The sequence below is a fragment of the Pediococcus argentinicus genome (assembly GCF_001437605.1).
Lineage (GTDB): Bacteria > Bacillota > Bacilli > Lactobacillales > Lactobacillaceae > Pediococcus > Pediococcus argentinicus.
Genome location: NZ_JQCQ01000006.1, coordinates 32,384 through 56,363, shown reverse-complemented (window position 1 = coordinate 56,363; position 23,980 = coordinate 32,384). Strand labels below are relative to the sequence as shown.

30 protein-coding genes, 1 other RNA gene and 1 other annotated feature are annotated in these 23,980 nt (G+C 37.3%); of the genes, 26 read left to right on the top strand and 5 right to left on the bottom strand.

Annotation, left to right across the window (positions count from 1 at the left end; translation table 11 throughout):
- The first annotated feature begins 1 nt into the window (after position 1).
- The 12 genes from gltX (at position 2) to rplL (ending at position 8,547) form a co-directional block, all read left to right on the top strand.
- Positions 2 to 1,495 carry a glutamate--tRNA ligase gene (gene gltX, locus IV88_RS02585; protein WP_057798434.1) on the top strand — a complete coding sequence of 498 codons (1,494 nt, stop codon included), beginning with the start codon at positions 2 to 4 and terminating at the stop codon, positions 1,493 to 1,495.
- A 269-nt stretch (positions 1,496 to 1,764) separates the two neighbouring features.
- Complete coding sequence (cysS, locus tag IV88_RS02580) at positions 1,765 to 3,177, top strand: cysteine--tRNA ligase (RefSeq protein ID WP_057798432.1); 1,413 nt, start codon at positions 1,765 to 1,767, stop codon at positions 3,175 to 3,177.
- Positions 3,170 to 3,583 (top strand): Mini-ribonuclease 3, encoded by a 414-nt coding sequence (locus IV88_RS02575; protein ID WP_057798430.1) that lies wholly within the window; start codon positions 3,170 to 3,172, stop codon positions 3,581 to 3,583. The genes cysS and IV88_RS02575 overlap by 8 nt, the downstream gene beginning before the upstream one ends.
- Positions 3,576 to 4,337: a 23S rRNA (guanosine(2251)-2'-O)-methyltransferase RlmB gene (gene rlmB / locus IV88_RS02570; protein ID WP_057798428.1), complete on the top strand. Its 762-nt coding sequence runs from the start codon at positions 3,576 to 3,578 to the stop codon at positions 4,335 to 4,337. The genes IV88_RS02575 and rlmB overlap by 8 nt, the downstream gene beginning before the upstream one ends.
- 119 nt (positions 4,338 to 4,456) lie before the next feature.
- On the top strand, positions 4,457 to 5,056 hold the full coding sequence (locus tag IV88_RS02565; protein ID WP_057798426.1) for a hypothetical protein: 600 nt from the start codon (positions 4,457 to 4,459) through the stop codon (positions 5,054 to 5,056).
- Between the two features lie 62 nt (positions 5,057 to 5,118).
- Positions 5,119 to 5,268, top strand: a complete 150-nt coding sequence (rpmG, locus tag IV88_RS02560) for a 50S ribosomal protein L33 (RefSeq protein ID WP_057798424.1) — start codon at positions 5,119 to 5,121, stop codon at positions 5,266 to 5,268.
- A 13-nt stretch (positions 5,269 to 5,281) separates the two neighbouring features.
- A complete protein-coding gene (secE, locus tag IV88_RS02555) occupies positions 5,282 to 5,452 on the top strand; it encodes a preprotein translocase subunit SecE (RefSeq protein ID WP_057798422.1) in 171 nt (56 codons plus the stop codon).
- A gap of 95 nt (positions 5,453 to 5,547) precedes the next feature.
- Positions 5,548 to 6,093 (top strand): transcription termination/antitermination protein NusG, encoded by a 546-nt coding sequence (nusG, locus tag IV88_RS02550; RefSeq protein ID WP_057798420.1) that lies wholly within the window; start codon positions 5,548 to 5,550, stop codon positions 6,091 to 6,093.
- Positions 6,094 to 6,219: 126 nt separating this feature from the next.
- Entirely contained in the window at positions 6,220 to 6,645 is a 426-nt protein-coding gene (rplK, locus tag IV88_RS02545) for a 50S ribosomal protein L11 (protein WP_057798418.1), read from the top strand.
- Between the two features lie 91 nt (positions 6,646 to 6,736).
- Complete coding sequence (rplA, locus tag IV88_RS02540; protein WP_057798415.1) at positions 6,737 to 7,426, top strand: 50S ribosomal protein L1; 690 nt, start codon at positions 6,737 to 6,739, stop codon at positions 7,424 to 7,426.
- A gap of 48 nt (positions 7,427 to 7,474) precedes the next feature.
- Positions 7,475 to 7,595, top strand: a sequence feature (ribosomal protein L10 leader region).
- Between the two features lie 25 nt (positions 7,596 to 7,620).
- A complete protein-coding gene (rplJ, locus tag IV88_RS02535) occupies positions 7,621 to 8,127 on the top strand; it encodes a 50S ribosomal protein L10 (protein ID WP_057798413.1) in 507 nt (168 codons plus the stop codon).
- 51 nt (positions 8,128 to 8,178) lie between these two features.
- Complete coding sequence (gene rplL / locus IV88_RS02530; protein WP_057798411.1) at positions 8,179 to 8,547, top strand: 50S ribosomal protein L7/L12; 369 nt, start codon at positions 8,179 to 8,181, stop codon at positions 8,545 to 8,547.
- A gap of 69 nt (positions 8,548 to 8,616) precedes the next feature.
- On the opposite strand, the gene IV88_RS02525 is transcribed toward rplL, so the two are convergent.
- The 4 genes from IV88_RS02525 to nrdH all read right to left on the bottom strand — a co-directional run bounded on the left by IV88_RS02525 (position 8,617) and on the right by nrdH (position 12,760).
- Positions 8,617 to 9,189 (bottom strand): LOG family protein, encoded by a 573-nt coding sequence (locus IV88_RS02525; protein ID WP_057798409.1) that lies wholly within the window; start codon positions 9,187 to 9,189, stop codon positions 8,617 to 8,619.
- A gap of 85 nt (positions 9,190 to 9,274) precedes the next feature.
- Positions 9,275 to 10,234, bottom strand: coding sequence for a class 1b ribonucleoside-diphosphate reductase subunit beta (gene nrdF, locus IV88_RS02520; protein WP_057798407.1), 960 nt, complete (start codon positions 10,232 to 10,234; stop codon positions 9,275 to 9,277).
- An 18-nt stretch (positions 10,235 to 10,252) separates the two neighbouring features.
- Entirely contained in the window at positions 10,253 to 12,418 is a 2,166-nt protein-coding gene (gene nrdE / locus IV88_RS02515) for a class 1b ribonucleoside-diphosphate reductase subunit alpha (protein WP_057798405.1), read from the bottom strand.
- Positions 12,419 to 12,529: 111 nt separating this feature from the next.
- The gene (gene nrdH / locus IV88_RS02510) at positions 12,530 to 12,760 is read right to left on the bottom strand and encodes a glutaredoxin-like protein NrdH (RefSeq protein ID WP_057798403.1); all 231 of its coding nucleotides are present in this window, start codon (positions 12,758 to 12,760) and stop codon (positions 12,530 to 12,532) included.
- Between the two features lie 206 nt (positions 12,761 to 12,966).
- On the opposite strand from nrdH, the gene IV88_RS02505 reads away from it, so the two are divergent.
- The 6 genes from IV88_RS02505 (at position 12,967) to recR (ending at position 17,004) form a co-directional block, all read left to right on the top strand.
- A complete protein-coding gene (locus IV88_RS02505) occupies positions 12,967 to 13,569 on the top strand; it encodes a class I SAM-dependent methyltransferase (RefSeq protein ID WP_057798401.1) in 603 nt (200 codons plus the stop codon).
- The gene (gene tadA, locus IV88_RS02500; protein ID WP_057798399.1) at positions 13,566 to 14,066 is read left to right on the top strand and encodes a tRNA adenosine(34) deaminase TadA; all 501 of its coding nucleotides are present in this window, start codon (positions 13,566 to 13,568) and stop codon (positions 14,064 to 14,066) included. The genes IV88_RS02505 and tadA overlap by 4 nt, the downstream gene beginning before the upstream one ends.
- A 34-nt stretch (positions 14,067 to 14,100) precedes the next feature.
- Positions 14,101 to 14,187, top strand: an RNA gene (gene ffs, locus IV88_RS09075) — signal recognition particle sRNA small type.
- An 85-nt stretch (positions 14,188 to 14,272) separates the two neighbouring features.
- Positions 14,273 to 16,048, top strand: coding sequence for a DNA polymerase III subunit gamma/tau (gene dnaX / locus IV88_RS02495; RefSeq protein ID WP_057798397.1), 1,776 nt, complete (start codon positions 14,273 to 14,275; stop codon positions 16,046 to 16,048).
- Positions 16,049 to 16,066: 18 nt separating this feature from the next.
- Positions 16,067 to 16,381 carry a YbaB/EbfC family nucleoid-associated protein gene (locus tag IV88_RS02490; RefSeq protein WP_057798395.1) on the top strand — a complete coding sequence of 105 codons (315 nt, stop codon included), beginning with the start codon at positions 16,067 to 16,069 and terminating at the stop codon, positions 16,379 to 16,381.
- Positions 16,382 to 16,404: 23 nt separating this feature from the next.
- The gene (recR, locus tag IV88_RS02485; protein ID WP_057798393.1) at positions 16,405 to 17,004 is read left to right on the top strand and encodes a recombination mediator RecR; all 600 of its coding nucleotides are present in this window, start codon (positions 16,405 to 16,407) and stop codon (positions 17,002 to 17,004) included.
- A 58-nt stretch (positions 17,005 to 17,062) separates the two neighbouring features.
- Here recR and IV88_RS02480 read toward each other — a convergent pair whose 3' ends face one another.
- A complete protein-coding gene (locus tag IV88_RS02480; RefSeq protein WP_057798391.1) occupies positions 17,063 to 18,235 on the bottom strand; it encodes an MFS transporter in 1,173 nt (390 codons plus the stop codon).
- Between the two features lie 139 nt (positions 18,236 to 18,374).
- Between IV88_RS02480 and IV88_RS02475 the strand changes: the two genes are divergently transcribed.
- The 8 genes from IV88_RS02475 to galE all read left to right on the top strand — a co-directional run bounded on the left by IV88_RS02475 (position 18,375) and on the right by galE (position 23,898).
- Positions 18,375 to 18,743 carry a winged helix-turn-helix transcriptional regulator gene (locus IV88_RS02475; protein WP_057798389.1) on the top strand — a complete coding sequence of 123 codons (369 nt, stop codon included), beginning with the start codon at positions 18,375 to 18,377 and terminating at the stop codon, positions 18,741 to 18,743.
- 131 nt (positions 18,744 to 18,874) lie between these two features.
- The gene (gene tmk, locus IV88_RS02470; RefSeq protein WP_057798387.1) at positions 18,875 to 19,513 is read left to right on the top strand and encodes a dTMP kinase; all 639 of its coding nucleotides are present in this window, start codon (positions 18,875 to 18,877) and stop codon (positions 19,511 to 19,513) included.
- Positions 19,514 to 19,532: 19 nt separating this feature from the next.
- Positions 19,533 to 19,868, top strand: a complete 336-nt coding sequence (locus tag IV88_RS02465) for a cyclic-di-AMP receptor (protein WP_057798385.1) — start codon at positions 19,533 to 19,535, stop codon at positions 19,866 to 19,868.
- An 8-nt stretch (positions 19,869 to 19,876) separates the two neighbouring features.
- Positions 19,877 to 20,881 carry a DNA polymerase III subunit delta' gene (gene holB / locus IV88_RS02460; RefSeq protein ID WP_057798383.1) on the top strand — a complete coding sequence of 335 codons (1,005 nt, stop codon included), beginning with the start codon at positions 19,877 to 19,879 and terminating at the stop codon, positions 20,879 to 20,881.
- 2 nt (positions 20,882 to 20,883) lie between these two features.
- On the top strand, positions 20,884 to 21,225 hold the full coding sequence (locus tag IV88_RS02455; protein WP_057798381.1) for a DNA replication initiation control protein YabA: 342 nt from the start codon (positions 20,884 to 20,886) through the stop codon (positions 21,223 to 21,225).
- Between the two features lie 8 nt (positions 21,226 to 21,233).
- Positions 21,234 to 22,112, top strand: coding sequence for a 16S rRNA (cytidine(1402)-2'-O)-methyltransferase (rsmI, locus tag IV88_RS02450; RefSeq protein WP_057798379.1), 879 nt, complete (start codon positions 21,234 to 21,236; stop codon positions 22,110 to 22,112).
- Position 22,113: 1 nt separating this feature from the next.
- Positions 22,114 to 22,869 (top strand): acyl-[acyl-carrier-protein] thioesterase, encoded by a 756-nt coding sequence (locus tag IV88_RS02445; protein WP_057798377.1) that lies wholly within the window; start codon positions 22,114 to 22,116, stop codon positions 22,867 to 22,869.
- Positions 22,870 to 22,902: 33 nt separating this feature from the next.
- Entirely contained in the window at positions 22,903 to 23,898 is a 996-nt protein-coding gene (galE, locus tag IV88_RS02440; RefSeq protein WP_057798375.1) for a UDP-glucose 4-epimerase GalE, read from the top strand.
- The last annotated feature ends 82 nt before the right edge of the window (positions 23,899 to 23,980 follow it).

Below are 23,980 nucleotides of genomic sequence, written 5' to 3'. Positions count from 1 at the left end.
TTTGGCAAAGCAAGAAATTCGTGTACGTTATGCTCCAAGTCCAACAGGACATTTGCATATCGGTAACGCAAGAACCGCATTATTTAACTATTTGTTTGCCCGTCATTACAAGGGTAAGTTCATTCTTAGAATTGAGGATACCGACCAAAGTCGTAATATCGCTGATGGTGAAAAGAGTCAGATCGATAATTTGAAGTGGTTGGGTATGGATTGGGATGAAGGTCCTGACAAGCCCGGTGAATATGGTCCTTACCGTCAGTCTGAACGTAAAGATATTTACCAACCATTGATCAAACAATTGATGGACGAAGGTAAAGCTTACGAATCATACATGACTGAAGAAGAACTAGCTACTCAACGTGAAGAACAAAAAGCTAATGGTGAAATGCCACATTACGTGGATGAATATGCAGGTTTGAGTGTTGAACAAAAAGCTCAAAAGATTGCCGATGCTAAAGCTGCTGGAATTACACCAGTTATTCGTTTCAAAGTACCAGTTAATACAACTTATGCTTGGGATGATGTTGTTAAGGGTAATGTGTCTTTTGACTCTGACAGTATCGGTGGCGACTTTGTCATTCAAAAACGTGATGGTATGCCAACATATAACTTTGCTGTTGTAGTTGACGATCACTTGATGAAGATTAGCCACGTGTTCCGTGGTGATGATCATGTTGCTAATACACCAAAACAATTGATGATTTATGAAGCATTTGGCTGGGATGCACCAGTCTTTGGTCACATGAGTTTGATTATCAATAGTGAAACAGGTAAGAAGTTAAGTAAACGTGACGAAAGTGTTCTTCAATTTATTGAACAATACCGTAGTTTAGGATACTTACCAGAAGCTATGTTGAACTTTATTATTTTACTAGGTTGGTCTCCAGTTGGCGAAAGCGAAATCTTTAGTTTGAGAGAATTCGTTAAAATGTACGATGAAAAGCGTTTAAGCAAATCACCTGCTGCATTTGATGCTAAGAAGTTGGAATGGATTAACAACCAATATGTTAAGGCTGCTGATGAAGACCGCATTATGCATTCTTCATTATTACAACTTATTAAGGCAGATAAGATTGCTAAGAATCCATCTGCTGAAAAAGTGGAATGGGCTCGTAAGTTAGTAAACTTATTCAAGCGTCAAATGAGTTATACAGCTCAAATCGTTGAGTTCGCAGAACTATTTTTCCATGGACCAGACGAAATTGACGAAGATTCACAAAAAGAATTAGCTGCTGATAATGCTCTTCCTGCTTTGAAGAGTTTGGAAAAGAAATTTGAAGAACTTGAATTGTTCGATACAGTTAATATTTTAGCTGCCATCAAAGCTGTTCAAAAAGAAACAGGAATCAAAGGTCGCGCACTCTGGATGCCAATTCGTATTGCCATCACTCATGAAATGCACGGACCAGAATTGCCAGAAAGTCTTGAGTTGTTAGGTTACGACCTTTCAATGAAACACTTGAAGGCTATGATTGCTGAACTGGAAGAAAAATAATTATGATGAGAGAGTCTAAGTAAAAACATTAGTTTTTGCTTCGGACTCTTTTTATATTTACGGGTTTTACTATATTAAATCGGGAAAAAAAGACTGACCCTTGTGCATAGCTATGAAAACCAAACGATTCCAAATACGAATCATTCGGTTTCCTATGCTATTGCTCAGAGTCAAAGCGTCTTTTTTTTCACTCTCTTACATGAATCTTTGCTTTAACTAATCATTTAATCTAAAATTGAACTTAAATAATTCGAAAAGGGTGATAGCTGATGATTCAAATTTATAACACCATGACTAGAGCTAAGGAAGATTTTAAGCCTCTTAAAGAAAATCAGGTTAGCATGTATGTCTGTGGACCAACTGTCTATAACTACATTCATATTGGTAATGCTCGCAGTATCATTGCGTTTGATACAATCCGTCGTTATTTTGAATATAGGGGATACACTGTTAAGTTCGTTTCAAACTTTACTGATGTTGACGATAAGATGATTCGGACTGCCAATGAAGAAGGAATCACAGTTCCAGAGTTAGCAGATCGGTTTATCAATGCTTTTACGGAAGATGTCCGTGCAGTTAATGTTGAACCTGCAACAGTTAATCCACGTGCAACTGAAAATATTCCAGAAATCATTGAATTTATTTCAGATTTGATTGAAAAGGGATTTGCTTACGAAGTAGAAGGCGATGTATATTATCGTGCTCGTAAATTTGAAAAGTACGGTGAACTTTCACATCAAAATATTGATGAACTCGAACAAGGTGCTAGTCAACATGTTGATGATGAAGAAACGGCTCGTAAGGAAGATCCAATTGATTTTGCTTTATGGAAGGCAGCTAAACCAAATGAAATCTCATGGGATTCACCATTTGGGAAGGGTCGCCCTGGATGGCATATTGAATGTTCAGTAATGTCGACTAAGTATTTAGGTGATACCTTTGATATTCATGGTGGTGGTGAGGATTTACAGTTTCCACATCATGAAAATGAAATTGCCCAAAGTGAAGCTAAGACTGGTAAAACATTTGCTCGTTACTGGATGCATAATGGTTTCGTCACAGTTGGTGATGAAAATGAAAAGATGAGTAAGTCACTTGGAAACTTTGTAACTGTGCATGATTTGGTTAAGAAGGTTAATCCTGAAGTACTCAGATTCTTCATGGCCACAACGCAATATCGTCGTCCCATCCAATATACACAAGCTAATTTAGATGATGCTAAGAACAACTTAGAGAAGATTCAAAATGCTTTTGTAAACCTGAGCTACCGATTGAAGAATGCTGATGGTGAAAAAGATTATGAAGTTTTGAAACAAGCTGAAAATCTTAAAAAGCAGTTTGAAACAAACATGGATGATGATTTCAACGTTCAGAATGGAATTACAACGGTCTATGAATTCACTAAATTATTAAATGTGTACAGTGAAGCTGAACAGGTTAATGCTGATCAAATCAAGGACTTATTAAAGAGTTATAGTGCAATGATGCTTGTTTTTGGAGTAGCACTAAAGCAGGATGAATCAGATGATCAAGATATTGATTTACTAATTAAGAAACGTGACGAAGCTCGCGAGAACCGCGACTTTGCAACTAGTGATCAGATTCGTGATCAATTAACAGCAATGGGAATTGTACTGGAAGATACACCAAATGGAACACGTTGGAGAAAAAAGAATGACTAATGAAGTGAATTATCAGGCAGTAAATGGGATTGCGTTGGCTTACTTAGGTGATGCGGTTTATGAAGTGTTTATTCGTAGACATCTCATTGAGCAAGGATTGACGAAACCAAATCGATTGCATCACACAGCAACACGCTATGTTTCGGCTAAAGCACAGGCTGCTTTAATTGATGCTATGAATGAAGAAGACTTTCTAACTGAAGCAGAACAAGATGCTTTTAAAAAAGGTCGGAATGCTAAAAGTCATACGAGTGCTAAAAATACTTCGGTCATGACCTATCGAATTTCAACTGGATTTGAAGCAATTGTGGGTTACTTGTCTTTAACTAATCAAGATGATCGAATTAAAGAGTTCGCACAATGGTGTATTGAACACGTTGAGGAAGGAAAATTACGTATTGAATAATCAAAATGAACAACCAGAACAAACAGATTTTGTGATTGGTCGTCACGCTGCTGAGGCTAGTTTAAACAGTGACCACTCGATTAATAAGGTCTTCATTCAAGAAGGTCTAAAATCAGATGCTGTTAACAAATTGGCACGTAAAGCAGAAAAGCGAGGACTTATTGTCCAACGCGTTACGAAAAAGAAGCTCGACACTTTGTCTGATCGTCAAAATCACCAAGGAATTGTCCTTGCGGTATCAGCTTTCCAATACGCTGACTTAGATGATATTTTTAATTTAGCTCAGGAACGAGAAGAAGAACCATTTATTCTCATTCTAGATAGCATCGAAGATCCACATAATCTTGGATCAATTTTAAGAACAGCTGATGCGGCTGGAGTTCATGGAGTGATTATTCCAAAACGTCGTGCAGTAGGACTAACAAGTACCGTTGCTAAAACTTCAACTGGCGCGATTGAACGTGTTCCAGTGGTTCAAGTGAATAACCTTGTTAATACAGTTAAAGAATTGAAAGATCGCGGTGTTTGGATTTTTGGAACTGATATGAAAGGAACTGATTATCGTCGCTGGGATGCGAAAGGTTCAGTCGGTCTTATCATAGGAAATGAAGGTAAAGGAATTGCACGCCTTTTAAAGGATAATGTCGATCAAATGCTTTCGATTCCGATGGTTGGGGAAGTCCAAAGTCTAAATGCTAGTGTTGCTGCTGGGCTTTTAATTTATCAAGGCTTCAATTCAAGACATCAACTTTAATTACACTTAAAACTAGTTTCTCAAATGAGAGAAATTAGTTTTTTTATTTGTCGATAACCACCTTGGCGTGTTTACACACTTCTTGTATATTTAATAGTTGTGAGGGTGCGGGGAGCACAATGAATTACAAAGGTGAAAAGTATAAAAGTTTAGATGATGAAACAATGGTAAAGTTAGTTCAAGATAATCAAATTCAGTATTTTGAACCGTTATTTCAACGTTATATCGGCGTGGTTTTTAAAAGCCAGAGGGAACATCATTTGAAACATTTTGACACGGATGACTGGATTCAAGAAGGTCGGATTGTTTTTTACAAATCAGTTATGAGCTTTGATTTTACACGACACGTTACTATTGGAGCTTTGTTTAAACAGAGTTTTTCAAATCGAGTTTGTAGCTTAGTAAGGTTCAACCTAGCTTTTAAGCGAAAAGCGGACCAGGAAGTTTGCTCATTTGAATCATTACCTGAAAATGCACTAAAAGCATATAAAGAACGTCCTAGTTTAGTACATGATCCGTCTAAATCTCTAATCTTAAAAGAAAATTATGCCGAGTATCATTCTGAACTTTCAAAGTTTGAAAAAGATATTTCTAGTCGGTTATTCAATGGTTATAAGCCTAGTGACATTGCTGAAGAACTAGACTGCGAGTTGAAACAAATCACTAATGCAATCGGGCGTTGTCACAGAAAATTTGGTGGTCAGTTATTTGATGTTTAAACAAATTGACACCGACCGGTTACCATGCTAGAGTTTATGAGTAATATTTAGGAGGGATTTTTATGCCCCAGAGAAAAGTAGCTTTAGCCTGTACTATTTGTGGATCACGGAACTATACTGTTGCATCCAATCCGCAACGGACAGAACGTTTAGAAGTAAAAAAATATTGTAAAATCTGTAATAAACATACGATTCATCGTGAAACTAGGTAGGAGGTAAGCGCATATGTTTCGTTTTATAAAGAGTGTTGGAACCGAAATGAAAGCTGTTGATTGGCCAAATGGTCGTCAATTAAGAAAAGACTCATTTACCGTAATTGGAACATCAGTCTTCTTCATTATCTTTTTAGCTTTGGTAGATTGGGTTGTACAGTTATTCTTGAAGCTCTTTGTTTAAACATAGCTTTTAGGGTTTATCTTTGCTATACTTAACTCACTTAGGAAACTTCGCTGGTCGAAGTTTTTTTATTTTGTATAAAGGAGCTGGTGGAATTGGAAACTGCAGAAAAAAACTGGTATGTATTACATACTTATTCAGGATACGAAAACAAAGTTAAAAACAACTTAGACTCACGTGCTAAGTCAATGGGAATGGAAGACTTCATTTTCCGTGTAGTTGTTCCTGAAGAAGAGGAACATGAAACAAAGAACGGTAAAGATAAGGTTGTTAAAAAGAACGAATTCCCCGGATATGTATTAGTTGAAATGGTTATGACTGATGATTCTTGGTACGTTGTTCGTAATACACCAGGTGTTACTGGATTTATTGGATCACATGGTTCCGGTAGTAAACCAACTCCACTTTTACCAGACGAAGTTGATCGTATCTTGCGTCGTCTTGGTATGTCTGCTCGTCATGCTGACATCGATGTTGAAGTCGGCGAACTTGTTAAGATTATCGAAGGTGCTTTCAATGGCTTAACCGGTAAGATTACTGAAGTTGACGAAAAGAATATGAAACTTAAAGTTGATATCGATATGTTTGGTCGTGAAACAAGTACAGAACTTGATATTGACCAAATTGATAAATTGGACTAATTTCAGATTGAGATAGTTAAACTTGTATGGTAAACTACTCTTTGTATGCTTTGCATATTGTATTGAGTGGGAGAGGAAATTAAGATCCTCATTTACCACACACGGACTTATAAGGAGGTATGTCGCGTGGCTAAAAAAGTAGCAAATATCGTTAAATTGCAAATACCTGGAGGAAAAGCAACTCCAGCTCCACCAGTTGGACCAGCTTTAGGACAAGCAGGTATTAATATCATGGGATTTACAAAGGACTTTAATGCTCGTACAGCTGACCAAGCTGGTTTGCTTATTCCTGTTGTAATCACAGTGTACGAAGATCGTTCATTCGACTTCGTTACAAAAACACCACCTGCATCTGTTCTATTGAAGAAGGCTGCCGGTGTTGAACATGGTTCAGGCGAACCTAACACTAACAAAGTTGCCACAGTTACAAAGGCACAAGTTAAGGAAATCGCAGAATCAAAAATGCAAGATCTAAACGCTGCAGATACAGAAGCTGCAATGCGCATGATCGAAGGTACTGCTCGTAGTATGGGATTCGTTGTCGAAGACTAATTACGAATGGTCGGATACTCTACTAAAATAGATGTATCAAGTGGGAGGACAATCCGCTATAACCACATTTTGCAAGGAGGAAGACACACAGATGGCTAAAAAAGGTAAAAAGTATCAAGACGCTCTAAAACAAGTAGATGCTGATAAGGCATATGCTCCAAAGGAAGCTCTTGAATTAGTTAAAAAAGTTGATTTTGCAAAGTTCGATGCAACAGTTGAAACTGTTTATAACTTGAACGTTGACACAAAACAAGCTGACCAACAATTGCGTGGTGCTGTTGTTTTGCCTAACGGAACTGGTAAAGAACAAACTGTAATCGTATTTGCTAAGGGTGAAAAAGCTAAAGAAGCTGAAGCTGCTGGTGCTGATGTCGTCGGTGAAGACGACTTAGTACAACGCATCCAAGGTGGATGGCTTGATTTCGATGTTGCTATTGCAACACCTGACATGATGGGACAAGTTGGTCGTTTAGGTCGTGTTCTTGGACCTAAGAACTTAATGCCAAACCCTAAGACCGGAACTGTTACTATGGATGTTACTAAGGCTGTTGAAGAATCAAAAGCCGGCAAGGTAACTTACCGTACTGACCGTGATGGTAACGTTCATGTTCCAATTGGTAAAGTTTCATTTGATGAAGACAAGCTAATGGGTAACTTAAACATGATCAACGATACAATCGTTCGTTTACGTCCTGCATCTGTTAAGGGTGCGTTCATTAAGAACGTTTCTGTATCATCAACATTCGGACCTGGTGTTAAGGTTGACTTTACTCAATTTTAATCAGCTCTTGATTGGTTCCAGGTAGTGTGATATATTTCTAAGAGTGAATTATAACTGAATAATTTACCTAAGACTCAGGTGGTCTTGTTAGACCTTAATATTACCTGCCGAGGAACGTATAAAATTTATCCGTGTCCTCGTATGAGAACACGGATTTTTTGTTCTTACAAATAAATTCAGGAGGTGAAACTAATATGAGTAAAGAAGCTATCGCTAAAAAAGCAGAAATCGTTGATAGTGTCACTAAAGAATTTACTGACGCTAGCGCAGCAATCGTTGTTGATTCACGTGGATTAACAGTTGCTGAGGTTACTGACTTACGTAAGCAATTACGTGATGCAGGTGTTAAGATGGAAGTTATCAAAAACAAAATCTTAGTACGTGCTGCTGAAAAAGCTGGTTTTGATGGAATGGAAGAAGTCTTCTCAGGCCCTTCTGCAGTTGCCTTCTCAGACGAAGACCCTGTAGCACCTGCTAAGATTTTGAAGAGCTTCGCTGACAGTAACGACAAACTTGAAATCAAGGGTGGCGTTATCGAAGGTAAAGTTGCTGACGTTGACAAGATCAATGCCTTCGCAACAATGCCTAGTCGTGAAGACTTGCTTGCAATGCTTGCAAACGAATTCTTGTCACCAGTTCGAGATGTTGCTTACGCACTTCAAGCTGTTGTGGACCAAAAAGGCGAAGAAGACGCCGCATAATATACTATATAAATATGGATAAACCATATAACTTAATTGGAGGATACAAACATGGCATTAGATAAAGATCAATTCATTGAAGACATCAAAGGTGCTTCAATCTCTGACTTAAATGATTTAGTTAAAGCAATCGAAGAAGAATTTGGTGTTTCTGCTGCTGCTCCCGTAGCTGCTGCAGGTGCTGCAGGTGCTGATGGCGCTGCTGCTAAGACATCATTCACAGTTGAATTAACTTCAGCTGGTTCAGCTAAGATCAAAGTTATCAAAGCTGTTCGTGAAATCACAGGTGCTGGATTAAAGGACGCTAAAGACATGGTTGATGGCGCACCAGTTGCTGTTAAAGAAGACGTTTCAGAAGACGAAGCTAACGAAATGAAAGCTAAGTTAGAAGAAGCAGGAGCAAGCGTAGAGGTAAAATAATTTACTCTACTCTAGCCCAAATAAAAAGCATATTCCGAAGGAATATGCTTTTTTGTTGTCTATTTTTTATTAATTCGATAAATGCTTAAACGCCACGTTATGTTGGTAAAGATTAATTTCACGAAAGGCTTCTTCGGTAGAGGTAGCGACTTTCAATAACCGGTAATTAGCTTCGACAAGGAATCCTTCTTCCACAGCATTTTGTAGAAAGCTAATGTATTTATCAAAGTAACCGTTAATATTCATAAGTACAATCGGTTTATTATGCAAACTTAGTTCACTCCAACACAACACACTGGAGAGTTCTTCCATCGTACCAAATCCACCAGGGAGTACAACGAGTGCGTCAGACGCATCAACCATGTATTGAATCCGGTCGGAAATACTATTGGTTAAGACCAGTTGCTCATCAGTGAGACGCAATAATTGTTCTGAAGATAATGTTTTAGGAATAACACCTAAAACGGGTGTCTCGTGGTCCAAAACATAATTTGCGATTATTCCCATTAGCCCTAATTTTCCACCGCCATAAACGAGTTTATACTTGTTTGAGACGATATTAGAAGCTAACTCAACCGCTGCTTCTTTGTAAATTGGATTATGACCTGGATTTGAACCACAAAATACACAGATTGATTTCATTTCTGAAGCACCTCACTTTAGGTTTATTATAGCTTAATCAAAAAAGAGAGCCTAACGAAATATCCGTTAGGCTCTTAATTATTCATTAAATTTTGTAATCATCATCATTCATAGCTTCAACATTACCTAAACGATAACCATTCCCAACTTGTGAGAAGAAGTCATGGTTAGCAGTTCCTGTTGAGATACCATTCATAACAATTGGATTTACGTCAGCTTCTGTATCAGGGAAGAGTGGATCTTGTCCCAAATTCATCAAAGCTTTATTAGCGTTGTAACGTGAGAAAGTAAGAACTTCGTCAGTCCAACCAACTTGATCATATAACTTATGAACATATTTTTCTTCGTTATCATATAAGTCATATAAGAAGTTAAACATCCAGTCTTTAAGTTCTTGTTGTTCATTTTCGCCCAGCTCTTTAAGGCCTAATTGGAATTTATAACCAATATAAGTACCATGAACTGATTCGTCACGAAGAATCAATTTGATAATTTCTGCAACGTTGTTCAGTTTGTTATGACCTAAGTAGTAAAGCGGTGTAAAGAATCCAGAGTAGAACAAGAATGTTTCTAGGAAGACACTTGAAACCTTTTTCTTCAAAGGATGTGATTCGTCATGGTATAACTGATAAATTTTCTTAGTCTTATTTTGTAGGAATTCTTCTGAATCACTCCAGTCGAAAATTTCGTCGATTTCTGTGGGAGTATTCAAAGTTTCAAAAATAGATGAGTAACTCTTAGCATGAACAGATTCCATAAACTGAATGTTATTTAGAACGGCTGTTTCATGTTTAGTCCGAACGTCATGGCGCAATGCAGCCATTCCATCTTGAGATTGTAACGTATCTAAAAGAGTCAAACCACCAAAGACGTGGCCAACCACCCAACGGTGATCTTCGTCCAATTCACGCCAGTCACGTAAATCATTTGAAATAGGAATACGAGTATCAAGCCAAAATTGTTCTGTTAGCTTTTCCCAAGTTGCTTTATCGATTTGATCGGACACGCGGTTCCAATTAATCGCTTCATAGTTTTCTTGTGCCATAGTTTCCTCCTATAGTAATTAAATTGAACAGCTTTCACACTGGTTAACGCCAACTTCACCATCATTATCCGTGAATGTACGGATATAGTAAATAGATTTAATACCTTTTTTATGAGCGTAGTTTCTAAGAATATTTAAATCACGAGTAGTCATCTTGTCTGTTCGACCATCTTTCCATTCGTAAATACCGGCAGGAATAGTTGAACGCATAAAGAATGTCATACTCATACCTTGATCAATGTGAGCTTGCGCAGCAGCGTAAATATCAACTACTTTACGCATATCAATATCATAAGCTGATTGGTAATACTTCAAAGTATCATTTGAAAGGTATGGAGCTGGATAGTAAATCTTACCGATTTTCTTTTCTTGACGTTCTTCAATGCGGTTTACGATTGGATGCAAACTAGTTGTTGAATCATTAATGTAAGAAATTGAACCAGTAGGAGCAATTGCCATTCTATTTTGATGGTAGAGACCATCTTTCATAACAGCATCTTTTAGTTCTTGCCAGTCTGCTTTTGTTGGAATATCAATACCATCAAACAATTCAGCAACACGGTCTGACTTAGGACCCCAATCTTGGTTTAAGTATTTATCAAAGTAACTGCCATCAGCGTATTTACTCTTATCAAAGTTGAAGAATACTTCACCACGTTCTTTAGCAATCTTGTTAGAAGCTTTCAAAGTCCAGTAGTTTAGAAGTAAGAAGTAAACGTTAGTAAAGTCGATTGAATCATCTTCACCATAGTATATATGGTTCTTAGCAAGGTAACCGTGAAGTCCCATTGCTCCTAAACCAATCGTGTGTGCCAAATGATTACCATGTTGAATAGAAGGTACAACGGCGATATCAGAATGATCAGTTACATAAGTTAAAGCACGAACCATATTTTCAACCGATTTACCAAAATCAGGAGTGTTCATCATGTTCACAATATTAGTAGAGCCTAAGTTACAACTGATGTCTGTTCCTAATTCAGTATATTCCTGCTTGTCATTGATAACTGAAGGAGTTTGAACCTGCATAATTTCGGAACAAAGGTTACTCATAACGATTTTTCCGTAAATAGGATTCTCACGGTTAGCAGTATCAACGTTCACAATGTAAGGATAACCAGATTCTTGTTGAAGTTTAGAAATTTCATTTTCTAAATTACGAGCTTTAACTTTAAACTTCTTGATATCGGGATTAGCAACCATATTGTCGTATTCTTCAGTAATATCAACATATGAATATGGTTTGCCATAAACCTTTTCAACACTGTAAGGACTGAATAAGTACATATCATCGTCATTCTTGATTAGTTCATAGAATTTATCAGGAACAGTCACACCTAATGAAAGGGTCTTAACACGAATCTTTTCATCAGCATTTTCTTTCTTAGCGGAAAGGAAGTTGATAATGTCAGGATGGAAGACGCTTAGATAAACAACCCCAGCACCTTGACGTTGGCCTAATTGATTAGCGTATGAAAAACTATCTTCCAGTAATTTCATAACAGGGACGACACCACTAGCTGCACCCTCAATACCTTTAATTGGTGCGCCAGCTTCACGAAGGTTGCTTAGGTTGATACCAACACCACCGCCAAGCTTTGAAAGCTGTAGGGCAGAATTGATTGTACGTCCAATTGAATTCATGTCATCATTAGCTTGAATTAAGAAACAAGAAACCAATTCGCCACGATGTTTACGACCAGCATTTAAAAAGCTAGGTGTTGCGGGTTGATAACGTTGATGAATGATTTCATCAGCAATACCCATCGCAAGTTTTTCATCGCCGTCAGCGAAGTAAAGAGCATTCATAGCAACACGATCAATGAAGTTTTCTAGGTAATATTGGTTATCGTTTGTTTTAAGGGCATATTGGGCATAGAATTTGTAAGCTGCCATGAATGATTTAAAACTAAAGTTTTGATTGCGTAAAAAGTCATAAAGCTTTTCGATAAAGTCAAATGAATAATTGCTAACGATTTGAGGCTCAATATAGTCTTCTTTAAGTAAGAAATCGAAACGTTCTTTTAAAGATGAAAATTGTTTGGTATTTGCTGTAACATTTTCTTTCAAGAATGCCTCTAACGCTTCGTGATCTTTTTCAAGAGGGATCTGATTGTTAACGGGAATGTTGATTTCATTATTAAGATCGTAATAAGTTACGTCTTTCAAGTCTTTTAATGCCATATAAACTTCACCTTTCTGACTGAGGGTATGTAAAAGTCAAAAATAAAGAACGTTCCGTTAGCTGAAAATCTCGGAACGTTCTTTAAATTGACTATACCAAACATACAATATTTAGATTGCCAATTGTTTTAGAACATCAGGACGGAATCCTGATACCGCTTTATCTTCCGCAAATTTTACTACCGGGACAGATTGAAAACCCTGTTCCTTTAAAGTATCAATATATTCAGGATTGGTATTAATATTGTGTTCTACAAATGGAATTTCGTGTTCAGATAGAAAACGCTTTGTCATTTTACATTGCATACAATTATTTTTAGTGTAAACAGTTATCTCTCTCATAATGATGACCTCATTTCGAATTTTTGCTGTGAGTTAAGTATAACTCATTTGAAACTAAAAGCAACGAAAAAACACAACATTATGTATCTATTTTTTAATTAAGATACAACATGTTGTGCTTATGTGATTTAATTTAATTTTTGTGAAAAACTAGTTCTGTAAATGAGATTACTAGACTATACTAATAGATAACGGAGGAATTTTCAATGACTGAATACTACTTTACAGAGGATCCAAACGCAGAACATGCAGAGCGCACGTGGGATGCCACGATTTTAAAAAATATTTTCACGTTCACATCAGATAGTGGTGTTTTCTCAAAAAATAACGTTGATTTTGGTACCAAAACGTTACTAGAAGCGATTTCCTTCCAAACAAGTGATCACAAAATTCTAGATGTTGGGTGTGGTTATGGACCAATTGGCATCGTAATTGCTAAGTTACATCAAGATTTTGTGGTTCATATGACGGATGTAAATCACCGTTCATTAGGTTTAGCGGAAAGAAATGCTAAAAGTAATCATGTGGATCAACAAACCAAAGTGTTTGAATCAAATGTTTATGAACAGGTTCAAGATCAAGATTACACATCAATAATTTCAAATCCACCAGTTCGAGCTGGTAAAAAAATTGTAGATCAGATTATTTCAGAAGCTAAAGATCATTTAGTTGATGGTGGACAGTTACTAATTGTTTTGCAGAAAAAGCAAGGTGCACCTTCAGCAAAAAAATTAATGAATGAAACATATGGCAATGCCGAAGTTATTAAAAAGAATAAAGGCTACTATATATTGAGAAGTGTGAAATGAAACCATTAACGAACGAAGAACAAGTTAATTATATGAAAGAAGCTTTAGTTGAAGCTAACTATGCTTGGATGATTGATGAGGTTCCAATTGGTGCTGTCGTGGTACATGACGGACAAATCATTGGTAGGGGACATAATTTACGAGAGCATGGCCAAGATGCGACTATGCATGCTGAAGTACTAGCAATCACGGAAGCTTGTGAATATTTACATAGCTGGCGTTTATGGGATTGCCAATTGTTTGTTACGGTTGAGCCTTGCCTAATGTGTAGTGGTGCAATTATCAATTCACAGTTGCCTGAGGTGTATTTTGGCGCACGTGATCCTAAGGCAGGAGCCGTTCGGAGTTTATATACAGTTTTAGAGGATGATCGATTGAATCATCGGGTTAACGTTACCGAAGGTGTTCTGCAGGAAGAATCTTCTACTATTATGAAAGAATTCTTTAAAACAATTCGCGAAAAAAGAAAAAAAGTTAAGCGAAATGGTGGAAATTAAATCAAATTTCGAGTATTATAGTTATTGCCGTAAGGCCTTGAGGCAAGGTTGGACTTACGAATTGTGTCAGGTCCGGAAGGAAGCAGCACTAAGTTTGCTCTGGCTTGTGCCTTAAGTTATTGAGTAATTAAACAGGAACCCTTGGTCGGCTGACTGAGGGTTCTTTCTTTTAATAAATGAATTTAAAGTATGAAAGGACTAATGCAATGAGTTATCAGGCTTTGTACCGAGTATGGCGACCACAACGGTTTGAAGATATGGTTGGACAAGATGTGATCACTAAAACATTGAAAAATGCGTTAATTACAGACCAGACTAGTCACGCCTATTTGTTTACGGGACCCCGTGGGACTGGTAAAACATCCGCTGCAAAGATTTTTGCTAAAGCAGTTAATTGTCATCATTTAAAAGACGGCGAGCCTTGTAATGAATGTGAGAGCTGTAAGGCGATTACCAATGGCAGCATGAGCGATGTAATTGAGATTGATGCGGCCTCAAATAATGGGGTTGAAGAAATCCGTGATATTCGTGATAAAGCTAAATATGCACCAACTGAGGCTGATTATAAGGTCTATATCATTGATGAAGTTCATATGCTGTCAACTGGAGCTTTCAATGCGCTATTAAAAACACTTGAAGAGCCACCAGCTAATGTTATTTTTATCTTAGCTACTACGGAACCTCAAAAAATTCCACTTACGATTATTTCAAGAACTCAGCGTTTTGATTTCAAACGAATCTCAGCTCAAGAAAGTTATGACCGCATGGTTTATATCTTAAACGAGAAGAAGATTACATTTGATCCCAAAGCCTTGCAAGTTGTTGCACGAGCTGCTGAAGGTGGAATGCGAGATGCCTTGAGTATCTTGGATCAGGTTTTGTCATTTGGTGATAACGAAGTAACGTTGGAAAATGCCTTGTTAGTAACCGGAAGTGTTAATCAAACGTTGCTTGACCAATATATTGACCAGATTTTCAAGAAGGAAACTGCTCAGGGATTAGAAACTTTGCATCAGATATTAAATGAGGGTAAAGATGGTCAACGTCTGATTGAAGACTTGATTGAAGAAGGGCGTAATTTACTCTTATATCAACAGGATCCTAAATTAGTTGAACAACAGCATTTAGGAGAATTGAGTGATCAATTTAAGAGTCAGGCTCAAGATGTTGATAGTGTTGAATTGTATCAAATGATTGATATTTTAAACGACGCACAACAGCAGATGCGATTTACCACTCATCCAGATGTTTACTTGGAAGTTTTAACTATCAAGCTAACAAATCGCCAAGTACCGGCTGTGGGATCAACTATTACCTCAAACGAGGGTGCAAATGGTGCTGAAGTAGATCAATTGAAGAAAGAATTGAGTGTTTTACAACAGCAAATGAAGGAATTAAAAAAGAATCCTCCAGTTGCTGCGGCTAATACAACTCGTACCAGTGAGCCTCGTAAAAAGAGTGTTGCTAAAAAAGGTAGTTCTAAGAAAACACCAGCTAACCTAACAAAGATTTATCCAATTTTGGATACGGCTACTAAGAATAATTTGGTTGAGTTAAGGGATGTCTGGAAAGACCTAATGAACATGTTGAGTGTTACCCAACGTGCTCTAATGCACGTTTCTCGTCCTGTAGCAGCAAGTAAATCTGGTGTTGTTGTTTCGTTTAGTTATGATTTTCTTTTTGAAAAGGCAGTCGACGACAGCGATTTACGAAGTACGCTAGAAAGTGATTTAGAACGTTTGACTGGCGCTCGCTTCAAAGTTACATACGTGACTGATGAGGATTGGCCTCAAGTTCGATCAGGATTTATCCAAGCTCGAAAGAACGGTGACACTTCTACGCCAGATCCAGAAATCGTTCAAGAAGAGACCGTACCGGATGAACCAGAGCAAACAGTTGAACCAAATGACAAAAGTGATAAAGTTGTGGACGAAGCAGTTGCCATTTTTGGCGATGAAAATATTGAAATTAAAAATGATTAAATAAAGGATGGTTGAATTATGCGCGGTGGAATGGGAAATATGCAAAATATGATGCGTCAAATGCAAAAGATGCAAAAACAAGTTACAGCAGAACAAGATCGTTTAAATGTTGAAGAATTTACAGGTGTCTCACCTGATGATATGGTTACCGTTACTTTTACTGGTGACAAGTTAATGAAAGATATTGTTATTAAACCAGAAGCTGTAGACCCTGATGATCCTGAAATGCTTCAAGATTTAATTGTTGCAGCTGTTAATGACGTTATGAAGAAAATTACATCAGAAACTGATAAATCAATGGGTAAGTACACTAGAGGAATGCCCGGAATGTAATTTCCGACGAAAAGAGGAAGATTATGCAGTATCCAGAACCGATTGCCAAGTTAATTGATAGCTTTATGAAGTTGCCTGGTATTGGATATAAAACAGCGACACGTTTGGCATTCTTCACACTTGATATGCAGGGCGACGATGTAACTGATTTTGCAAAGTCACTTATTGCTGCTCAACGGGATTTACAATTTTGTAGTATTTGTGGAAATATTACGGAAGATGACCCATGTGAAATTTGCTCAGATCCGTCGCGGAAACAAGACATTGTCCTTGTAGTTGAAGATTCAAAAGATGTTATGTCGATGGAACAAATGAAAGAATACCATGGCTTGTATCACGTACTTCACGGTGTTCTTTCTCCAATGGAAGGTAAGGGACCAGAGGATATTAATATCACTAGTTTACTTACGCGACTACAAAAAAATGAAGCTATTAAAGAATTGATTATTGCTACAAATGCAACTCCAGAAGGTGAAGCAACAGCTATGTATATTGCTCGTTTAGTTAAGCCTTCAGGTGTGAAGGTTACCAGATTAGCTCACGGGCTAGCGGTTGGTAGTGATATTGAATATGCTGATCAAATGACACTTTATAAAGCGGTCGAGGGCCGAACAGAAATGTAAGTAAAAATAATAGCGCCAATCAAGTTACTTGTAGATAACTTGGTTGGCGCTATTATTTTTACTTTTCGCGTTTTTGTAAATACATAGTCATGACAATAGCAATAAATACCATAAGAGCACCGAATATTGGTGTTAATGTTACGGAAAGATTGTTAGTAACCTGTCCGCCGATTAGAGATCCAAGTGAAATTCCAATATTAAATGCTGAAATATTCAAAGAAGAAGCAAAACTAATATCTTTGGGAGTATATTTTTCAGCTAATTGAACGATATATAGCTGTAATCCGGGAACATTCATGAAGGCAAAGAAGCCCATTAATAAAACGCTAATTAGTCCAAGATATTTGAAATGTACAGTTACGAAGAGCAGCAATAACACGATTGCTAGACCAAGGAACATATAAATCAAAGCTTTTACAGGATTGTGGTTGGCTAAACGCCCACCTAGCGTGTTACCAATTGCAACCATGAGTCCGTAGACGATTAGGATAATAACTACTGTAGTTGCTGAAAAGCCAAGACTGTTTTCTAAGATGGGTGTTAGGAAAGTGTAAGCAGTGAAGGTTCCACCATATCCAAACGCAGTAATTAATAGTGCAAGTAGAATAGATGGATTTTTCAAAACACGACCAAATCCGGCCAGGTTTGATTTGCCTGGAATTGGTAGACCATTTGGGATTAAGAAGTAGTTAGCTACTAATCCGATTAAACCAATAATAGAAATAAAGATAAATGACCAGTGCCACGATGTGTGCTGTCCAATGAAGGTTCCTAGTGGTACACCAGTAACGGTTGCTACAGTGAGGCCGGTAAACATAATTGAAATAGCACTGGCACGTTTTGATGGAACCACAACATCAGCCGCAATGACAGAGGAAATTGACATAAATATTCCATGAGCGAGTGATGCGATGATTCGACCGAGTAGCAAAATTATAAAACTGGGTGCAATTGCTGAAACAATGTTACCAATGATGAAGGTAATCATAATTACAATCATTAGACGCTTTCGATCCCATGTTCCAGTTAAGATAGTTAAGAGTGGAGCACCAAACGTGATTCCGAGAGCGTAAATCGAAACGGTTAGACCAGCCTGTGAAACTGAAATGCTGAAACTTTTGACTAGTAGTGGAATTAATCCAACACTGATAAATTCGGTTGAGCCAATTGAAAAAGCACTAATCGCGAGTGCAGCAAGAGTCAAACCGGGTGAAATTTTCTTTTGAGCCAAAATATATAGCCTCCTTAGTTTTTTTAAGTGATGAAAACTAGTATACTAGTACGTATCAAAAGCACAATTACCTACTTTAAAGTGCTATAGGTACCTTTTTGAAACATTTTGATTTATTAGCGTTTTGGAGGTTAGTAAAATGCAAAAAACATATAATATTGGCGTTGAAGCAACGATGGAAGTAATTGGTGGAAAGTGGAAACCGATTATTTTATGCCATTTAAGACACGGGGCTTTAAGAACCAGTGAATTAAGAAGAGCAATACCAAATATCACGCAGAAGATGTTAACTCAACAACTAAGGGAACTACAGGAAGATCAAATTGTTCATCGTGAAGTTTATAGCCAGATTCCACCACGAGTTGAATATTCGCTAACTGACTACGGTGAGAGTCTCAGTGTAGTTTTAAACCAACTATGTGTTTGGGGCGAGAAGCATATCGAAATGAAACAAGAACAAGGCGAAAATATTAATTTATTAAATAAGGATGATGTTCCAACTGCTTAAAAGCGGAAAAGCTTCTATAAAAGTAACACGTTGAAGTATCTTGATTCTGTTTTACTTAATAGACAGGGTTCATTTTCTAAAGTAGAATAAAATACAGTTAAAAATATTTTTTGTTGGGTAGGTAGTAGAGCGTGAGTGGACAGTTTATTACATTCGAAGGACCAGATGGGGCCGGCAAAACAACGGTTCTAAAAGATATGGTAAGTATTTTTGAATCCCAACTTAATAATCAATTGGTTGTTACAAGAGAACCGGGTGGTAATCCCATTTCAGAAGCGATTCGAAGTATTATTTTAGATAAGGCTAATACGAAGATGGATCGACGGACAGAGGCATTGCTTTATGCCGCAGCTCGGCGCCAACATTTAATTGAAAAAGTGATTCCAGCTTTAGATAACAATCAGGTAGTTTTTTGTGATCGATTTGTGGATAGCTCAATTGCATATCAAGGTGCCGGCCGAGAAATCGGAACCGATGCTGTATATCAAATGAACTTGTTTGCAACCGAAGGATTACTTCCAGATTTAACCATTTATTTGGATGTCCCCTCAGAAGTTGGAATTAAGCGCATTATGACTCACCGAACTGATGAAGTGAATCGCCTTGATTTGGAGGCTTTAGACTTTCATAAAAAGGTTCGTGCTGCCTACCTAGATTTAGCACAGGAATATCCAGAACGAATCAAACTAGTAGATGCTAGTCAGGATTTAGAACAAGTCGAAAAAGAAGTGCAGACAATTATTACAGAGTATTTAAATCAACATAGATAATGAGAGGATTGGTGGAAGTATGGCTACTAAATTAATTATTGCAATTGTGCAAGATAAAGATGCAAATAGAGTAAGTGACGCATTTGTTGATCAAAACGTTCGTGCAACCAAGTTATCAACTACTGGTGGATTTCTTCAAGCCGGTAATACGACTTTTATGATTGGTATCGAAGAAGAACGAATTGACGAAGTTTTACAACTAATTAAAGATGCCAGCCATACTCGTGACGAATTTATGACACCACCAGTTAACCTTGATGGTGGAATGGAAGGTACTACTTCTTATCCAGTTAAAGTTCAGGTCGGTGGTGCGACCGTCTTTGTACTACCAGTTGATCAATTCATGCACTTCTAGAGGATAATATGACCGAAATTGATAATGATATTTTGACCAAACAGGGCACTGTTATTGATCAATTTAAAAGAATTATTGAAAAGAACCAGTTATCGCATGCTTACTTACTAACAGGTGAGAGCGGACTAGGAAAGTTGGCGGTTGCAAAGTGGGTTGCAAAGCGCCTTTTTTGTATCAACTTACAGAATGGCTTTCCATGTAATGAATGCCAAGAGTGCGTTCGTATCAATGAAAACCAACATCCTGATGTGTTTGTGATTGAACCAGATGGACAATCGATAAAAGTTGATCAAGTTCGATTTTTAAAATCAGAGTTTTCTAAAAGTGGTGTTGAAAGCTCCCAAAAAGTATTTATCATTTCAGAAGCACATAAAATGACTAGTGGTGCAGCAAACAGTTTGTTGAAGTTTATTGAAGAGCCCGTCGGAAATGTAACAGCATTTCTTTTGTCAGATAATAAGAACTTGATGCTGCCAACGATTGTTTCGCGAACAGAAGTCATTGATTTAAAACCACTTAATGCAAAGCAACTTGAGCAACAGTTTATTGAATTGGGTGTTCCGAGTAATATTGTGACTGCTACAACCAAGATTACAAACAGTCAGGCAGAAGTAGAGCTACTATTGGAAAATGATTGGTTGCAAAACACCTATACTGGATTAAAAGATTGGTTTAATGCAGTAGTGAAGGGTGATCGAAACAGTTTTGTACTAGTTCAGACTCGTTTACTAAACCTTGGGAGTGACCGATTTCATCAAGAAAAACTAATTGATTTCTTAACGTTATTTCCACGTGATTTATTGGAGATAAAGGTTAGTGATCAACATTTAAGTTTTCCAGATCAGAGTAATCAATTTACAGTAATTGCTGAACGTCACTCAGTACAAACTATCATTGCAGCACTTGACCTGGTTTTACAAATGCGTGGCCAATTAGCATCAAATATTAATTTTCAAAATATATTAGAAAGTACCACTATTAAACTATGTAATTTATTTGAATCGGAGGGGTAAACGTGGCAGAACAGGATTTATACGCAGAGTTGTCAACTATTAGTCAAGAGGCAGCAGCGTTATTAGAACGTTTGCAACAGGTTCAAAACTCGATGGTAGATGTTTTAGAAGAAAATGCTGAATTAAAAATTGAAAATCAACATTTAAGAGAACGTCTCGAACAAGTTAAAGATAATGATAAAAAGAATCAGCACAATACCAAGCATGGCCTCTCTAAGTCACGAAAGAATCTCGAAAAGCTATATGCCAGTGGTTATCATATTTGTAATGAATGGTTTGGAAAGCATCGTAAAAATGATGAAGAATGTGCATTTTGTCTGACAGTTATTTATGGAGATCGGTAGGAAGAACAATGCAAACGCAACAGAGTTTTAAAGAACATGCAACTGGAACACTTTATTTAGTTCCTACTCCAATTGGTAATCTGGAGGATATGACATTTCGAGCAGTCAACATTTTAAAAGATGTTGATTTGATTTTAGCCGAAGATACTCGTAATACTCAGAAGTTACTTAATCATTTTGAAATTGAAACTAAGCAACTTAGTTTTCATGAACACAATACGAGTGAGCGAATTCCTGAAGTATTAGGTTTGTTGAAACAGGGACAGAATTTAGCACAGGTTTCTGATGCGGGGATGCCGTCCATTAGTGATCCAGGACAAGAATTGGTTAAAGCAGCAATTGAAGAGCATTTAACTGTAGTGCCGTTGCCAGGGGCTAACGCAGGCTTAACGGCTTTAATTGCATCAGGACTTGTACCACAACCATTTGAATTTTATGGCTTTTTACCTCGTAAGCCTAAGGAACAAAAAGACACTTTGGCGGAATTGAAAAATAGTCCGATTGCAATCATTTTTTATGAAGCACCTCATCGACTAACAAAAACGATTAAGAATATGCTAGAAGTCATTGGACCTGATCGACAGGTAGTACTTGCCCGCGAGTTAACTAAACGTTACGAAGAATTTATTCGTGGCAATTTACAAGATGTCAATGAATGGATTAGCGAAAATGAAGTTCGCGGTGAGTTTGTGATTATTTTGGATCGTAATTTAAATCCAGAAGTTGAGGATCAAAGTTGGGAGAAATTATCAGTTTCAGACCATGTTGATTTTATTCTTAAAACAGAAGATATAAAAACTAATGAAGCTATTAAACGAGTGGCTAAGTTACGTGGATTAGCTAAGCAAGAAGTTTATCAAATCTATCATAATTTAAAGGAGTCATAGCATGGCAGGAAAAAAGTTTACCGAAAAACATCGAATTACATATTACGAAGGCGATCAAACCGGTAAGGCTACAATTCCGATGTTAATGAATATTATGATTTTGGCTTCAGAAGATCAAAGTGAAGCTTTAAATGTCGGTAGCGATGTTGTTGACCCAACTGGCTTGGGCTGGGTTGTTACTCAATACGTTATAAATGTTAAACGTCTTCCAAGTATCGATGAGGTTGTCGAAGTCGGAACAGAAGCGGTTAACCATAATGATTACTTCTGCCAACGTGATTTTTGGATCTCTGACGAAAATGGTGAAGAAATTGTGCGAGTTACTTCAATCTTCGTATTGATGAATCGAACGACTCGTAAAATGAGTAAATTATTACCAGAAGTTATTGGCCCCTATGAATCAGAACCAGTGAAACGAATTGTTCGTTTACCAAAAGTTGCTTCAACGGATAGTGAACCTATTTTTGATCAAAAGTATGCGGTTCGTTATTTTGATATTGATGCTAATCATCATGTGAATAATGCCCGTTACTTTGAATGGATGTTAAATACGGTTGATGACCAATGGTTAACGGAAGAATTTCCAGTTATGATTAATATTCGCTATCATCGTGAAGTTCAGCCGGAACAGATGGTTCAAAGTGTGGTTAGATCAATTGAAAGTGACGATGATTCGAAACGAACTTTGCATCAAGTTTTAGTGAATGACGAAGTATATTGTGAAGCTGAAATTGAATGGCAACCCCGGTTAGTGTAAACTAAACCTATCTTAATTAATGGAGGAACAATAATGAGTATATTAGTAGTTGGTGGAGCCGGTTATATTGGCTCACACATGGTGAAAAGATTAGCTGACCAAAATGAAGAAGTTATCGTTGCTGATAATTTATCCACTGGTCATCGTGCTGCGGTTGATACACGTGCTAAGTTTTATGAAGGTGATATTCGAGATCATGCATTCTTAAAGCAGGTTTTTGATCAAGAAAGTATCGATACAGTTGTTCACTTTGCTGCTTTCTCAATTGTCCCAGAATCTATGGAAAAACCACTTAAGTATTTTGATAATAATACAGCTGGTATGGTAGCACTTCTTGAAGAAATGCGTGATCATAATGTTAAACGTATCATCTTCTCATCAACTGCTGCTACTTATGGCGTTCCTGAAAAATCACCAATTGAAGAGAGTGATCGTCAAGATCCTATCAATCCTTATGGTGAAAGCAAGTTAATGATGGAAAAAATTATTCGTTGGGCTGACAAAGCTTATGGTATTAAGTTTGTTGCTTTACGTTACTTTAACGTTGCTGGTGCTTGGCCAGATGGCTCAATTGGTGAAGATCATGGCCCTGAAACTCATTTGACACCAATCATTCTACAAGTTGCATTGGGCAAACGTGATGAACTTTCTATCTATGGTGATGACTACAACACTCCGGATGGTACTAATGTTCGCGATTACGTTCATGTTGTAGATTTAGCTGACGCACATATTTTGGCTATCAAGTATTTGAAGGATGGTAATGAAAGTGATGTATTTAATTTAGGCTCATCAACTGGATTTTCTGTTAAGCAAATGGTTGAAGCTGCTCGTGAAGCAACTGGCGAAAAGATTCCTGCTAAGATTGCACCACGTCGCCCTGGCGATCCCGATTCATTGATTGCTGCTAGCAAAAAGGCTCGTACAGTTTTAAATTGGAATCCCCAATATGACGATGTAAAAGAAGTTATCAAAACTGCTTGGAAGTGGACTCAAACACATCCAAATGGCTACGATGATCGTAAATAATTAAATTTAACGAGAGTTTTGTCGGACATCGTTCGCAGAACTCTTTTTGTTTGTAATATTCAAAATACCCCGCGTGGATTCA